We start from the raw sequence: 15,449 nt of genomic DNA, 5'->3' as shown, positions 1-15,449 counted from the left end.
CATGCCAGAAATAAGCGCCCGCGAACACCGATGGCTGCTGGTCTCCGCCGGCGCTGCCTTCATCGTCTTCGCACTGCTCTGGATCGGCTATGCCCAGCAGTGGGATTGGCTGTCTCGACTGGACGTCGCGGCGCTGGCGCCCGCGCATGACTACGGAATCGCGCACCCCGGCTGGGTCACGGCCTGGGACATGTTCGCCACTGCCTTGGGTCCGGGCGCATTCCGCATCGCGGTGGCCGTCGTCATCGTCGTGCTGCTGGTGCAGCGTCAGCGACGCCCGGCGATGTTCCTGCTGATCACCGTGGAACTCAGCGCGCTGGTGACCGAGTTGGCGAAACTGCTCGCGGGCCGCCCGCGCCCGGCGACCAGGTTGGTCGATGCGTACGGATCCTCGTTCCCGTCTGGACATGCCCTGGGCGTCATGGTCGGCGTGCTGGCGTTGCTCACCGTCTTCCTGCCGAAAGCGGTTGCCGCGCTGCGCCCCTGGCTCGTGGTGCTCGGTGGTGTGCTGATTCTGGCGATCGGCGTCAGCCGAGTTCTGCTCAACGTCCACAACCCCTCCGACGTGCTGGCAGGGTGGGCGTTGGGATACGCGTACTTCATTGCCTGCCTGTTGGTGCTGCCGCCCTGGCCTCACGGCAGCGGGCGGAGCACCGCCAGCGCCCGGTAGCGAACCTTGAAGCGCGCCTCCGGGTATTTGTCGCCGGCCTCACCGTCATGCGCAATCACCGTCGGACCATCCACCGCGGTGAACGTGAACTCCGGCACCTGCAGCTCGTGATAGAGCGGGCTGCGCTGCAAGCGGCCGAATGCCAGCGCGCAGAGGATTCGCACGCTGCTGAACCTGCGGCCGGTCTCCAGGATGCGCACGTCGATCAACCCGTCATCCAGACGGCTTCGCAGCGAGGGGGCGAAACCCGCCGGCAAGTAGACCGAATTGCCCAGGAAGAACAGTGATGTCTGAATGGTCTTGTTATCGAACCGGATACGTACCGGATGATCGCGCCGCAGCATGTGCAGCATCGCGTACACACTCGCCAGCGGCTTGCCAATCCGGCGTTCGAGCTTCTCCCGGATCTGTACGTACTTCGGATAGGAACCGATGCTGGCGGTGTTGATCACCACCTGGTCTTCGTTCAGGTAGACCAGATCGACGCGGCTGGCGCTGCCCCTGCGGATGGCATCGACCGTCTTGGCCACACTGTCACAGCCGATGTCCTTGGCGAAGTGGTTGAACGTGCCACCGGGGAAAACCGCCAGCGGTGTATCGGTCTGAGCCGCAACACCGGCCGCGCACGCCACCGTGCCGTCACCGCCGCCCACCGCGAGCACCTCGGCCCGGCCCGCCGCGCTGCGCATCACCTCGATCACATCATCGTCTTTCTCGAGTTCGACGATCTCAGCGCGCGGCAAGGCTTTCCGCACCTGATCCAGGATCCGCTGCCCGGTTCCGTCACCGGAGGCCGGGTTGACCACCAAGACCACGCCCTCGCCCTCGGGCCGTGCGGCAGTCACCACCCGCAGCGGATCTGCCGCACGCACCGTCGCCGGCGCGATGGGCGGCACCACCCGTGCGCCCAACACCGCTATCCCCGCACCGATCCCGAATCCGGCGAACACATCTCCGGGATAGTGGACACCGGTGGCCACGCGCGACAGACCCACCAATCCGGCAAGGAGCGAGAGCCCAAAGCCCACCGGCGGACTCTCGAGGCCAACGCCCACCGCGAAGGCCGCCGCGCTCGCCGAATGGCCCGAGGGCAGCGACGACGACGTGGGGATGCGCCTGCTGCGCCGCATCAGCGGCACCGAGAGGTGGTTGGGACGAGCGCGCCGCCGCAGCCGCTTGGCCACCTGGTTGGTAACCGCACTCGTCACCGCCAGTGTCAACAGGCCACGCGTGGCGCCGCGCTGCATGGCCGGCTTGCCGAACATGGCCAGCCCGGCGCCGATCCCGATCCACAGTTTGGAATGGTCGGCCGCGCGCGTGAGCCGGGGCATGACGGTGTCCAGCAGCGGACTCGGTGACTCCGCAATTGCTTCGAACACTTCTCGGTCGAGTGTGCCGAGACCGTCACCAATCTGCCGCAGACCGCGCAGGGAATTACGAGATGGCAAGAAACCCATGGAATTCAACATATCTGCGCACGGGCCCTCGGCGCTGTCTATCGCGGGTGGCTGATATCAGCAGCTGATCGCGGGCGGTTTCGCGCCGGCGCGGAACGAGACGTGTACGTGATCCATGTGATTGGCGGTCGGACTGCCGCGGTTCTCCATCATCGACCAGCCATTGCCGTCGTTGTACCGCTGCTGCCAGATCACGTATGTCACCCCCAACCGATCACGGTTGGCAAGCACGAAGTTCGCAAGCGCCGTACCGGTGGTGTTGGAGCTCGTCATGAAGTCCAGGGCCAGACCGCGGCCGTGGTCACCGCCGCCGCCACGCCCGCTGGCACCGCCGATGTCACTGATGCCGAACATCGTCTTCAAGAAGTTGCCCGCTTGCGCCACCGCCGGTTGTGCACCTGCCAACACCGTCGAGCATGGCTTGATGGCCCTGGCCCTGGCCTCCAGGGCCAGCGCCTCGGCCGAGACATAGCGCCGGTCCCGCTGCGCACGCGGCAGGTCGGCAATCAGGACGATCGCCTTCTCTTCCGGCTTGAGTGAAAGCTGGACGTCCGGCTTCCCAACTTCGCTCACTACCCCCATCACGGCAGCACCGGCAACGAGTGACAGGCCGAGGCCTGCGACGCGAGAGAGCGGCATCACGGGCCTCTTCCCACCGTTATTCGCACGCCATCTCGCCGAGATCACCCGGTCAGATTACGAAACGATCACGCTTCTGTCACGCCGACGGCGAAGAATGTGGCAAATCTAGCCACGCTTCGGAGGTGCGTTGCGGGTAGTGACAGCGATGCGATTCCAGGCGTTGATCGTCAGGATCATCCCGATGATCTGCCCCAGCTCCCGCTCGGTGAACACCGCCGCTGCTCGCGCGTAGGTCGCATCGGACACGTGCTCACCAGCGGAAAGGACAGTGGCTTCCTCAGTGAGGGCCAGTGCGGCCTTCTCCCGTTCGGTGTAGATGTCGCCTGCCTCGGCCCAGGCATTCAGCAGGTAGATGCGCTGCTCGGTCTCTCCCTGCTTGCGGGCATCGTGGGTGTGCATATCGAGACAGAACGCACAGTGGTTGAGCTGAGAGGCGCGGATCTTGATCAGCTCGGCAAGGCTGGGCTCGACGTCCTTGGCCGAGGCGATGCTCAACGCCATCATGGCCTCGTAAACCTCGGGCGAGACCTTGTCCATGCGGATTCTTGGGGCATTCAGGGTGCTTGTCATGCCTTAACGGTAGGAGCAGAAAGGCCCATACTCATGGTTCAATCTGACCATGAGTTCGTGGGCCAATTCGGGAATACCGGAACCGCGTCCCCTCAGCCACGATCTGCATCTGGACCTGCGTCACGCCATCACCCCCGGTACCCGCGGCGTCCGCGATGTGTTGATCACCGCACTCCGCGAGGCAGTCCGGTCCGGGCGTCTGACGGTGGGTGCGATGCTGCCGCCCTCCCGCACCCTGGCAGTCGATCTCGGACTGGCGCGCAACACCGTCGCCGAGGCCTACGCGGAGCTTGTCGCCGAAGGCTGGCTCGAATCGCGGCAGGGCTCGGGTACCCGGGTGGTCAATCGGGTCCAGAACCAGTTGGCTCCGCGGTCACGAGGAGCGGGCTCTCCGCCGCCCCATAACCTCATGCCCGGCTCCGGAGACGTCACCGCCTTCCCCCGCACCGACTGGGTCACCTCCGTGCGCCGGGCGCTGAGCAACGCGCCCCACGAGGCCCTGCGCGCGGGCGACCCACGCGGACGTCCCGAATTGCGCTCTGCCGTCGCCGAATACGTGGGCCGGGTGCGGGGCGTGCGAACCTCACCGGATTCGGTCGTCATCTGCGCGGGCACCCGTCATGCCGTGGAGATCCTCACCCGCATGTATGGACTGACCCAGCCGATCGCTCTGGAAGCTTACGGGCTCTTCATCTTTCGCGACTGCATCGAAGCCACGGGCGGCTCCAGCATCCCGATCGGATTCGACGAGGAGGGCGCCGTGGTCAGCGACCTTGACACCCTCGCCGTGCGCGCCGCCATGATCACCCCCGCCCACCATTTTCCGCACGGGCTGCCGCTGCACCCGGCTCGTCGCACCGCAGTGGTGGACTGGGCGCGCCGCACCGACTCCTACGTCCTGGAAGACGACTACGACGGCGAGTTCCGGTACGACCGGCAGCCCGTCGGCGCGCTGCAAAGCCTCGACCCCGATCGCGTCGTCTACCTCGGCTCGGCGAGCAAGAGCCTGGCCCCGGTGCTGCGCCTGGGCTGGATGGTGCTGCCGCCGGACCTGGTGGACGCCGCGGTGGCGGCAGCCGGGGGCGGGCAGTGGTACGTCGACGCCATCTCGCAACTGACCATGGCGGACTTCATCGCGGGTGGCCACTACGACCGGCACATCCGGCGGATGCGCGGCCGATACCGGCGCCGGCGCGACCAACTCGTCGCACGACTCTCCGAGTACGACGTCGGGGTCCGTGGACTCTCGGCCGGACTGCATCTGCTGCTGACGCTGCCCGACGGGGCAGAACCCGACGTGCTGTATCGAGCAGGAGAGGCGGGGGTGGCGCTGGCCGGGCTGTCGCGGCTGCGGCACCCCCAGGCCGGTCCGCATATCCCCGATCCGGACGGGGTGGTCGTCAGCTTCGGCACACCTGCCGATCACGGTTTCACACCCGCCGTCGACGCGCTCTGCGGTGTGCTGGCGGCCGCGGGCCTCTAGCGCGCAGGCATCCGAGTGGCACCGGCTGGCAGTGCCGTGCCTCGTCATGGCAGCAGGTCAACGCCATGGTTGAGGCATGCCCATCTTCGAGTCTTCCGCCGGCCCCATCCACTACCGCGATGACGGTGACGGTCCCGCGATCGTCTTCGTACACGGACTGTTCGTCACCAGCACCATGTGGCGCAAGGTCACCGAACCGCTGAGCCAACGGTTCCGATGCATCGCACCGGATCTCCCCTTGGGCGCGCACGCGACTCCGATGAACGCGAGCGCGAACCTCACCCCACGCTCGGTGGCGGGGCTGATCCGGGAACTGATCGGGTCCCTCGGCCTCGACAACGTCACCATCGTCGCGACCGATACCGGCGGCGCCATCACACAGCTGCTCCTCGCGGACGGCTGCGACCGGATCGGGCGGGTGGTGCTGACCCCCTGCGACTCTTTCGACAACTTCCTGCCGATGTCGATTCGCGTCTTCCAGTACTGGGCACGCATTCCCGGTACCGATTTCGTGTTGCGCCCGTTCCGGCTCAAGATCGCGCAACGCGCTCTCGGTAACACCCTTGCCAAGCACTCCATCCCCGAGGATGTGCTCGGCGAGTGGGTCCGGCCCGTGCTACAGAACAAGGCCGTGCGGCGCGATGTGCGGGCGTTCCTGCGCGGTATCGACTACCACGACACGCTGGCCGCGGCCGAGACACTGCGCACCTTCGACAAGCCGGTGCTGCTGCTCTGGCCGCGCAAGCTGCCATTCTTCCCGTTCGCGCATGCGCAACGATGGGTGCAGCTACTGCCCGACGCACGACTCGTCGAGGTGCCGGACAGCTACACCTTCGTCAGTGAGGACCAGCCCGAGCTCATGGTGAAGGAGATCGAGGCGTTCGTCCCGCAACGAGTGTGAGTGCTTACTCGTCGTCTTTGGCGTGGTCGGGGACTCCCGGGTTGGGATCGCGCGACAGGTCGATCAGCGGATCAAGTCCTTCGCCTTCGGCCCGCTCGTGCCTTCCGTGCTCTGGAGTCGTCATGGTTGCCCCTCACGCATCGATGTTCCAGCAATCTTGTTAGAGAACCCTTTGGGACCCTACCCGCGCGCGGAAAGTCGTGCGCGGGGCCCGTTGATTGGCGCTGTGGCCAGGCACCTGGCATAGGCTCTGGCCCGTGTCAGGTGTCCCAGCCGAGCAGGCTCCGCTGTCGCTGACCACTCAAGCGACCCGTTTCGTCATCACCGGTGGGCTTTCGGCCGTCGTCGACTTCGGGCTCTATGTGCTGCTCTACAAGGTCGCCGGGGTGCAGCCCGACCTCGCCAAGGCCATCGGCTTCATCGCCGGCACCACCACGGCCTACCTGATCAACCGGCGTTGGACGTTCCAGGCGCCGCCCAGCACCGCCCGGCTGATCGCGGTGTGGGCGCTGTACCTGACGACCTTCTTCGTCCAGGTGGGCCTCAACCATCTGTTCCTGGGGCTGCTGAACTACACGCCCACCGCGGTGCTCGTGGCCTTTGTCATCGCTCAGGGCACCGCGACTGTCATCAACTTCATCGTCCAGCGCGCCGTGATTTTCCGGCTGCGCTGAGTCGTCCGCCGGTCGCTTCGCTCCTGCCCTCCGATCGGCTCAAGTACGCTTTTTGACTGATATGTCTACAGACCTCCCGCTGACCCAGCGCGCACTGACCGGGTTCGGTCGCACCGCGCCCACCGTCGCGCACGTGCTCTCCACTCCCGATGTCGATGTGATCGCCGAGGCGGTACGCCAGGTCGCCGATGCCAGCGCCGCCAGCCCCGCGCACCTGCGTCGTGGCATCGTCGCGCGCGGCCTGGGCCGCTCCTACGGTGATCACGCGTGCAACGGTGGCGGAATCGTCGTCGACATGACTCCGCTGAACAGGGTGCACTCGATCAGCGCCGAGACCGCCATCGCGGATGTCGATGCGGGTGTGAGCCTGGATCAGTTGATGAAGGCCGCGCTGCCCTTCGGCCTGTGGGTGCCGGTGCTGCCCGGTACCCGCCAGGTCACCGTGGGCGGTGCCATCGGCTCGGACATCCACGGCAAGAACCATCACAGCGCCGGAAGCTTCGGAAACCACGTGGTGTCTCTGGACCTGCTGATGGCCGATGGCGAGGTGCGCACCATCACCCCCGACGGACCCGACAGCGAGCTGTTCTGGGCCACCGTCGGCGGAAACGGGTTGACGGGCATCGTTGTTCGCGCACGCATCGCCATGACGCGCACCGAAACCGCCTACTTCATCGCCGACGGCGTCGCCACCCGGGACCTGGACGAGACCATCGCGGTGCACCAGGACGGCAGCGAAGACCAGTACACCTATTCCAGTGCGTGGTTCGACCTGATCAATCCGGCACCGAAGCTGGGCCGGGCGGCCGTCAGCCGCGGCAGTCTCGCGAAGCTGGATCAGCTGCCCCCGAAGCTGGCCAAGGATCCGCTGAAATTCAGTGCGCCGCAACTGCCCGGCTTCCCCGACCTCTTCCCGGTCAACTTCATGATCAAGCCGTCACTCATGGCGATCGGCGAGGCGTTCTACCGGATGAGCGGCAACTACCAGGGCAAAATCGTCAATCTGACGCAGTTCTACCACATGCTCGACATCACCACCGGATGGCAATATGCCTACGGCCCAGCAGGTTTCGCGCAACATCAGTTCCTGGTTCCGCCCGATGCGCTCGATGAGTTCAAGGGCATCATCCGGTGGATCCAGACCCAGGGCCAGTACTCGGCACTCAACGTCTTCAAGCTGTTCGGCCCGGGAAACAAAGCGCCACTGAGCTTCCCCATGAAGGGCTGGAACGTCGCGATGGACTTCCCCAACAAGCCCGGCGTCAACGAGTTCCTCAACGAGCTCGACACCCGTGCCATGGAGTTCGGCGGCCGGGTCTACACCGCCAAGGATTCCCGGGTGAGTGCCGAGAAGTTCCACAAGATGTACCCGCGCGTCGACGAGTGGATCGCCACCCGGCGCAAGGCCGACCCCCACGGCGTGTTCGCCTCCGATATGGCCCGCCGCCTCGAGCTGCTCTAGAAAGGCTTCCGCCCCACAATGATTGACGCAACGGGTAACCCCCAGACCATCCTGCTACTCGGCGGCACCTCGGAGATCGGCCTGGCCATCGTCGAGCGCTACCTCAAGAACGCGCACGCGCGCGTCATCCTGGCCGACCTGCCCAACGCGCCCAAGCGCGCGGCCGCCATCGCACAGATCGAGGCTGCCGGAGCCAAGTCCGTCGAGTACCTGGACTTCGATGCCGTCGATACCGCGAGCCACCCCGCTCTGATCGAATCCGCCTGGGCACAGGGCGATGTGGATGTCGCCATCGTCGCCTTCGGCGTCCTCGGCGATGCCGAGGAACTCTGGCAGAACCAGGCCAAGGCGGTGCTGAGCGCACAGGTCAACTACACCGCCGCCGTCTCCGTCGGCGTGCTGATCGGCCAGAAGATGAAGGCACAGGGCTTCGGTCAGGTCATCGCGATGTCCTCGGTCGCCGGTGAGCGGGTGCGCCGCTCCAACTTCGTCTACGGCTCAACCAAGGCCGGGCTCGACGGGTTCTACCTCGGTCTCGGAGAAGCCCTGCGCGAGTTCGGTGTTCGCGTACTGGTGGTACGCCCGGGCCAAGTGCGTACCACCACGACGATCGAACACTGGAAGGCCACCGGCGCCAAGGAGGCACCGTTCACCGTCGACAAGGAAGAGATCGCCGAGCTGGTGGTGGCGTCGGCCGCCGCGGGCAAGGAGCTAATCTGGGCGCCCGGTCAATGGCGCTTTGTGATGTCGGTACTGCGTCACGTTCCTCGCCCCATTTTCCGCAAGCTGCCTGTCTAGGCGCGAGATGACGGCCCAGACAGCAGAGGCGTCACGTCGGCACGTTTTAGACACCACCAAGGACCTGGCGCTTGCTGCCGTCACGGCCTCGGCGGTCAGTGTCGTCGCACTCCTCGCGATCGCCCGGGTGGAGTGGCCGGCCTTCGGATCGTCAAACCAGCTGCACGCCCTGACCACGGTCGGGCAGTTCGGCGCCATCGCCGGACTGCTGCTTGCCGGGGCTCTCTGGCGCAGCGGACGCCAGGCCGTCGCGAAAATGCTTTCCCTGCTCTTCTTGTCGACGTTCACCGTCGTGACGCTGGGGATGCCACTGGGAGCCACCAAGCTGTACTTGTTCGGGGTCTCGGTGGACCAGCAGTTCCGCACCGAGTACCTGACACGGTTCACCGACTCGCCCGCGCTGCACGATATGACCTACCCGGACATGCCACCGTTCTATCCGGCAGGCTGGTTCTGGATCGGCGGGCGCCTGGCGGCGCTCACCGGCACCGCAGGCTGGGAGATGTACAAGCCGTGGGCCATCACCTCCCTGGCGATCGCGGTATGTGCGGCATTCGTCTTGTGGAACAAGATGATTCGCTTCGAGTACGCACTCATCGTGACTACTGCGACGGCCGCCGTCACACTCGCGTACACGTCCGCCGAGCCGTACGGCGCCATCATCACGGTGCTGCTGGCGCCGGTACTTGTGCTCGGCTACAGCGGATTACGCGCACCCGCAGGCAGCGGCTGGGCAGCGGTGGCCGGTGTCGGCGTATTCCTGGGGTTCGCGGCGCTGTTCTACACACTGCTCACCGCGTACGGCGCGTTGGCCATCACCGTGGCCGCCAAGGTACTGGCGATCAGCCGCATCCGGCGGGACGGTTGGTGGCCCGCCGTCAAGGAGCCCCTGCTGCGCTGGCTCGCCATCGCGGGCATCGCCATCGCGGTGGCGCTGGTGTTCTGGGGCCCCTACCTGATCGCGGTCTCCCGGGCCTCTCTGGAAAAGGCGGCATCGGCACAGCACTACTTGCCCAACGACGGTGCCGAACTGGCCTTCCCGATGCTGCAGCCCACCATGCTCGGCGGGCTGTGTCTGCTCGGAACGGTCTGGCTGGTGGTGCGGGCACGAACCTCGGCGCGGGCCGGTGCGCTGGCCATTGGCGTGGGGTCTGTCTATCTGTGGTCGCTGCTCTCGATGCTGGCCACCCTCGCCAAGACCACCCTGCTCTCCTTCCGGCTCGTGCCCACCCTCACCGTGCTGCTCACCGCGGCGGGCGTGTTCGCCTTCATCGAAGTCGCCGCTTGGGCCGCGGTGCGCGCCAAATCCGCGACGATCGTGGCCGCCGTGATCGGCCTGGCCGGCGCGCTGGCTTTCAGCCAGGACATCCCCAATGTGCTACGCAATGACATCGTCATCGCGTATGCCGATACCGACGGCACCGGACAACGCGCCGACCGCCGCCCGCCCGGCCCGGAAAGTCACTACGGCGCCATCGACAAGGCGATCACCGAGATCACCGGCAAGCCGCGCGATGAGGTCGTAGTGCTCACCGCCGACTACAGCTTCCTGGCGTTCTACCCCTACTACGGTTTCCAGGGGCTCACCCCGCACTACGCGAATCCGCTGGCCCAGTTCGACAAGCGCGCGGCCGCTATCAAGAGCTGGGAAGACCTGCACACCGCCGACGAAATGATCCGTGCATTGGACGCGCTGCCCTGGCGGGCACCGACCGTGCTGCTCATGCGCCAAACCGGTGACAACTACTCCCTGCGGCTCGCCAAGGACGTCTACCCCAACCAGCCGAACGTGAAGCGGTACACCGTCACACTGAATAAACAGCTATTCGCCGACCCGCGGTTCACCGTGCGCACCATAGGGCCCTTCGTCCTGGTTGTGCGGGTCCCCTCTAAGTAGCCAACTAACATCTTCCTCCGTGACGGTTCAGGGCAACGCGACGGAGAAGGTCGCCGGCAACGGCGACGGCGACTACCGCAGGGCCCGGCTGATCGCGATCGTCACCGGTTTTCTTGGCGCAGTATTGGCCATTGCCACTCCGCTGCTGCCGGTCCGGCAGGACACCGCTGAGCTGAATTGGCCGCAGAACGGCACCCTCACCAGTGTTGACGCGCCCCTCATCGGGTACGTACCCACCGACCTCACGATCACCGTGCCCTGCGCGGCGGCCAAGGGGCTCGAGGGCCACAACACCGTGCTGCTCTCGACCGTGCCCAAGCAGGCGCCCAACGCGGTGGACCGCGGCATGCTGATCCAGCGCATCGGCGGCGACCTCGTGGTGATCGTGCGCAATGTGCCGGTGGTCTCTGCCCCCCTGTCCGAGGTCACCGGCCCCAACTGCCAACAACTCCAAGTCATCGCGCATTCGGACAAGGTGACCGGCCAGTTCGTCGGCCTGACGCAGGGTCCCAAGGACGCCAAACCCGGACAGCCCCGCGCCGGGGAGCGCGGCGGGTACGACTTCCGGCCCCAGATCGTCGGCGTGTTCACCGACCTGTCCGGACCCGCTCCGGCGGGCCTGCACCTCTCCGCCACCGTCGACACCCGCTACAGCAGCTCCCCCACCGTCATGAAGTTCATCGCGATGATCCTGGGCGTCTTGCTGACCGGCATTTCGCTGATCGCGCTGCACACTCTCGATACGGCCGACGGGCGCAAGCACAAGCGCTTCATGCCCGAGGGCTGGTGGAAGCCCAGACCGCTCGACGCGCTGGTCGGCGCGGTACTGGTGTGGTGGCACTTCGTGGGCGCCAATACCTCCGATGACGGCTACATCCTCACCATGGCCCGCGTCGCGGAGCACTCGGGCTACATGGCCAACTACTACCGCTGGTTCGGCACCCCCGAGTCGCCGTTCGGCTGGTACTACGACCTGCTGACCCTCTGGGCGCACATCAGCACCGCCAGCGTCTGGATGCGGCTGCCCACCCTGATCATGGGCGTGCTGTGCTGGGCCGTCATCAGCCGCGAGGTGATCCCGCGACTGGGCCACGCCGCGCGCACCAATCCGGTGGTGCCATGGACGGCGGCCGCGATGTTCCTGGCGTTCTGGCTGCCGTTCAACAACGGCCTGCGACCCGAACCGATCATCGCCGTCGGCATCCTGTTGACGTGGTGCTCGGTCGAACGATCGATCGCCACCAACCGGCTCCTTCCCGCCGCGGTCGCATGCATCATCGGTGCGCTCACCCTGTTCTCCGGACCAACGGGCATCGCCTCCATCGGTGCGTTGCTGGTCGCGATAGGACCGCTACGAACCATCGTGGGCAAGCGCGCCAAACGGTTCGGTTACGCCGCACTGCTGGCACCGATCCTGGCAGCAGGGCTGGTCACATTGATCGTCATCTTCCGGGATCAAACCCTGGTCGGTGAGATCCAGGCCAACGCACTCAAGTCGGCCGTGGGACCGTCGTTGAACTGGTTCGACGAACACGTGCGCTACGAACGGCTGTTCCTGCCCACCACAGACGGCGCGATCTCCCGGCGATTCCCGGTGCTGGCCCTGCTCATCGCGCTCGGCGTGGCCGTGGCGATGACATTGCGCAAGAACAAGATCCCCGGCACCGCAAGCGGCCCCAGCCGGCGAATCATCGGCATCACGCTGATCTCGTTCATCGCGATCATGTTCACTCCCACCAAGTGGACACACCACTTCGGGGTGTTCGCGGGCCTGGCGGGATCACTGGGCGCGCTGGCCGCCGTGGCCGTGACCGCCGCAGCGATGCGCTCACCACGCAACCGCACGCTGTACGCCGCCATCGTGCTGTTCGTCCTCTCCCTCTCGTTCTCCAGCGTGAACGGGTGGTGGTACGTCTCCAACTTCGGCGTGCCGTGGTCGAATTCCTTCCCGCAATGGCACTTCGGCATCAGCACCGTCTTCTTCGGACTGTCGGTGCTCGCCATTCTGACAGCGGCATGGATGCATTTCACCGGCCGCGACCACCCCGGCCGCACACCCGTGCATCCGGTGCTGGCACGCATCGCCGAGTCTCCTCTGGCCGTCGGCACATGGATCGTCGTCATCTGGTCGGTCTTCTCCCTGACCGCGGGCATGGTCAACCAGTACCCGGCCTGGTCGGTCGGACGTTCCAACCTCGACGCACTGCGCGGAAACGGCTGCGGGCTGGCCAACGACGTGCTGGTCGAGGAGGATCCGAACGCCGGGATGCTGCAACCGATCGACGCCCCGATCGGGCAGGCACTGGCCGCCGATACCAACATCATGTTCGACCCCAACGGGATTCCTTCGGATGTCTCGGCCGACGAGGAGAACAACCCCCAGGCCTCGGACAGCTTCGTCGCACGCGACAAGAGCGGTAACAACGTCAACGGCAGCCAGGAAGGCACCGAGGGCGGCACCACCGTCGTCGCGGGTGTCAATGGATCACGGGCACGCCTGCCCTTCGACCTCAGGCCCGAGACCACCCCCGTGATGGGCAGCTATCAGATCGGCAGTCAACGTCCCGCCCGGCTGCAGTCGGCGTGGTACCGGCTGCCCCCCAAGGACGCCACCAAGCCGCTGGTCGTGTTGGCGGCCGCGGGCCGGTTCGACCCGGTAGAGCTGCAGGCGCAGTTCGCCGGTGAGGACGGAAAGGTCATGGGCGCCATATCATTTGCCGACCTGGGCCCCTCCCCGGCTTGGCGAAACCTACGGATGTCTCGCGATGCCATCCCGACGAGCGCCACCCGAATCCGGCTGCTGGTCACCGATGACGACTTGGCACCGCAACATTGGATCGCGGTCACCCCGCCCCGTGTGCCGTCGTTGCGTTCACTGCAGGCCGTTGTGGGCGCCGATCCGGTGTTCCTGGATTGGCTTGTGGGACTTGCCTTCCCTTGCCAGCGGCCGTTCGACCACAAGAACGGGGTCATCGAGATCCCGAAGTGGCGCATCCTCCCCGACCGCTTCGGCGCGGAAGCCAACTCGCCGGTGATGGACTACCTCGGTGGCGGCCCACTGGGCATCACCGAGCTGCTGTTGAAGGCCACTCCGGTACCGACCTATCTGCAGAACGACTGGTTCCGCGACTGGGGTGCGTTGCAACGGTTTACGCCGTACTACCGGAATGCCACCGTGGCACAGCTGCAGCTCGGAACCGCTGTGCACAGCGGACTCTGGACACCCGCGCCGTTGCGTAAGAGTCGATAGCGCGCAGCATCAGCGCCGAAACCTGGCCGATTTCCGACAGAGACTGGCAACTTATCGGAAGCCAGTAGCAGGGCCCACCAACTTCAATGGGGTTGTCTCCAAAGAGATCCCCGAGGAAGGTTCCTGCGATGGTCCGGCAGTTCGCGATGGCCGTGTGTTTGACGACGTCCCTGGTGGCGGCCTCCCCTGCCGTAGCCGGCAGTGAGCCCTGCCCGTATCACCCGGTGAAGGTCGATCCCAAGTGCGAGCGCTCCGGAGTGGTCCGGGAGAAGTCGCCGCACAACGATTAATTCGCCGACGCTGCGTCAGCCCTCTTGAGCGCGAACAAAACCCGCGAAGCCAGGGATGGTGAACTCGAGAAGTCCGTGGCCCGCGACGGCGATCAAGCCCTTATCGATGAGTGCGGCGCGGGCGGCGCTGATCGCCCGCGAATCCCGGCCCATGGCGGCCGCGATATCGGCCCTGCTGGCCGAGCGATCATCGGACAACGCCTGCGCCATCGCCGACAGGAAGCGCCGCTGCACCGGTGTGGCGTTGTTCCAGCGCGCGCGAAACAGCGCATCCATATCGTCGGCGACCTGTCGGGCGGCGTGCTCCACGTCGGCGATCCGGATCTGACCCCCTGGATCCGGGTAACCCGCGCGCGCCCATGCGGCGTCGGCGTACAGCTGCAGGGTGTACGGATACCCGCTCGTCTGCGCGATAACGGCATCGAGCGCATCCGGCGCCCACCCGACTCCCGCTTCCCCGGCCGGTTTGACGAGCGCCACCCTAGACGCGTCGGCGCCAAGACGCTGCAGCGTGCGATAGGCGAATCGTTCACTGAATGTCGCCGCAGTACTGATGATCTCGGGCGTCTGCGGTAAACCCGCCGCGAACACCCCGGCGGGCAGGGCCGCGGCCTCGGCCTGCAGGTCCTGCCAGGTCACGGCCAGCGTACGAAGCCCGGCCCGGTCGGCGTCCTGGATCTCGTCGATCAGCAGCACCAGTCCGCGGTGTCCCTCCCCGCGGGCGGCCGTAACGGTCTCGACAATCAGTTCCTTGAACGACGACTCGGCCTGGCCGCCTTGCGCCGGTTTGACGGTGGCACCGATCTGGGCCACACCCGGTACGCCGGCCGTAAAGTTGACCTGATCGATGGCGCGAAGCAGGCGGCCGCGTGACTTCTTCTTCCACGCCGCCCCCCGCACGCGGATCTGCGTCGCGATGGCCGACGCGAGCGGCTCATCTCCTCCGGCGGTGACCCACACCGCCACCACGCCACGCGCCTCCGCATCGCGCTGCACCTCGCGCAATAGGGAAGTCTTTCCCACCCCACGTGGGCCGGTGTCGACGCGGATGCGCCCGATCAGCCGGCCGAGCTCGGTCATATACATCAGCCGCTCACCGATCTCGGCAAGCTGTTCCGTGCGCCCGACCACGTCGCGCGCCACCTGACCTGGTGTGTACGGGCTGGGCTGCATACGTGTTCCACCTGATACTTATCGATACTGAGCTGCCTTGTATCAACAAGTATCAGATGCGTCCGACAGCGTGGATACTTTTTGATACTTCTACCAAGGTATCAATACGTATCCAGCTGGTGAGGTCTCAATCCGGCCAACCGGGCGCGCTGCATTGAGGCGCCCGAAGCTTCGTCACATAC

12 protein-coding genes and 1 pseudogene are annotated in these 15,449 nt (G+C 66.0%); 9 read left to right on the top strand and 4 right to left on the bottom strand.

Going from position 1 to position 15,449, the window contains the following annotated elements; translation table 11 throughout:
• Position 1: 1 nt before the first annotated feature.
• Positions 2–680 (top strand): annotated as a pseudogene (locus tag AOT87_RS18670) (phosphatase PAP2 family protein).
• On the opposite strand, the gene AOT87_RS18665 reads toward AOT87_RS18670, so the two are convergent.
• The 3 genes from AOT87_RS18665 to AOT87_RS18655 form a co-directional block, all read right to left on the bottom strand.
• Positions 634–2,127: a bifunctional phosphatase PAP2/diacylglycerol kinase family protein gene (locus tag AOT87_RS18665; protein WP_057967291.1), complete on the bottom strand. Its 1,494-nt coding sequence runs from the start codon at positions 2,125–2,127 to the stop codon at positions 634–636. The pseudogene AOT87_RS18670 and the gene AOT87_RS18665 sit on opposite strands and share 47 nt — an antisense overlap.
• Positions 2,128–2,184: 57 nt before the next feature.
• The gene (locus tag AOT87_RS18660; RefSeq protein ID WP_044104910.1) at positions 2,185–2,766 is read right to left on the bottom strand and encodes a hypothetical protein; all 582 of its coding nucleotides are present in this window, start codon (positions 2,764–2,766) and stop codon (positions 2,185–2,187) included.
• Between the two features lie 108 nt (positions 2,767–2,874).
• The gene (locus AOT87_RS18655) at positions 2,875–3,339 is read right to left on the bottom strand and encodes a carboxymuconolactone decarboxylase family protein (RefSeq protein WP_030096091.1); all 465 of its coding nucleotides are present in this window, start codon (positions 3,337–3,339) and stop codon (positions 2,875–2,877) included.
• Between the two features lie 49 nt (positions 3,340–3,388).
• Between AOT87_RS18655 and AOT87_RS18650 the strand changes: the two genes are divergently transcribed.
• The 8 genes from AOT87_RS18650 to AOT87_RS28465 all read left to right on the top strand — a co-directional run bounded on the left by AOT87_RS18650 (position 3,389) and on the right by AOT87_RS28465 (position 14,094).
• On the top strand, positions 3,389–4,822 hold the full coding sequence (locus AOT87_RS18650) for a PLP-dependent aminotransferase family protein (protein WP_057967292.1): 1,434 nt from the start codon (positions 3,389–3,391) through the stop codon (positions 4,820–4,822).
• A 76-nt stretch (positions 4,823–4,898) separates the two neighbouring features.
• On the top strand, positions 4,899–5,723 hold the full coding sequence (locus tag AOT87_RS18645) for an alpha/beta hydrolase (protein ID WP_057967293.1): 825 nt from the start codon (positions 4,899–4,901) through the stop codon (positions 5,721–5,723).
• A 257-nt stretch (positions 5,724–5,980) separates the two neighbouring features.
• Entirely contained in the window at positions 5,981–6,397 is a 417-nt protein-coding gene (locus AOT87_RS18640; protein ID WP_030096094.1) for a GtrA family protein, read from the top strand.
• Between the two features lie 61 nt (positions 6,398–6,458).
• On the top strand, positions 6,459–7,859 hold the full coding sequence (locus AOT87_RS18635; protein WP_044104914.1) for an FAD-binding oxidoreductase: 1,401 nt from the start codon (positions 6,459–6,461) through the stop codon (positions 7,857–7,859).
• A gap of 18 nt (positions 7,860–7,877) precedes the next feature.
• The gene (locus AOT87_RS18630) at positions 7,878–8,657 is read left to right on the top strand and encodes a decaprenylphospho-beta-D-erythro-pentofuranosid-2-ulose 2-reductase (protein WP_030096096.1); all 780 of its coding nucleotides are present in this window, start codon (positions 7,878–7,880) and stop codon (positions 8,655–8,657) included.
• 7 nt (positions 8,658–8,664) lie between these two features.
• On the top strand, positions 8,665–10,554 hold the full coding sequence (locus tag AOT87_RS18625; RefSeq protein ID WP_057967294.1) for a galactan 5-O-arabinofuranosyltransferase: 1,890 nt from the start codon (positions 8,665–8,667) through the stop codon (positions 10,552–10,554).
• 19 nt (positions 10,555–10,573) lie between these two features.
• Positions 10,574–13,804 carry an arabinosyltransferase domain-containing protein gene (locus tag AOT87_RS18620; RefSeq protein ID WP_057967295.1) on the top strand — a complete coding sequence of 1,077 codons (3,231 nt, stop codon included), beginning with the start codon at positions 10,574–10,576 and terminating at the stop codon, positions 13,802–13,804.
• 128 nt (positions 13,805–13,932) lie between these two features.
• Positions 13,933–14,094 (top strand): hypothetical protein, encoded by a 162-nt coding sequence (locus AOT87_RS28465; RefSeq protein ID WP_044104916.1) that lies wholly within the window; start codon positions 13,933–13,935, stop codon positions 14,092–14,094.
• 15 nt (positions 14,095–14,109) lie between these two features.
• Here AOT87_RS28465 and AOT87_RS18615 read toward each other — a convergent pair whose 3' ends face one another.
• Complete coding sequence (locus tag AOT87_RS18615) at positions 14,110–15,267, bottom strand: ATP-binding protein (protein ID WP_057967296.1); 1,158 nt, start codon at positions 15,265–15,267, stop codon at positions 14,110–14,112.
• Between the last annotated feature and the right edge of the window lie 182 nt (positions 15,268–15,449).

It is taken from the genome of Mycobacteroides sp. H003 (assembly GCF_001440135.1).
Taxonomy (GTDB): domain Bacteria; phylum Actinomycetota; class Actinomycetes; order Mycobacteriales; family Mycobacteriaceae; genus Mycobacterium; species Mycobacterium gwanakae.
This window is presented reverse-complemented; position numbering and strand designations above follow the sequence as displayed.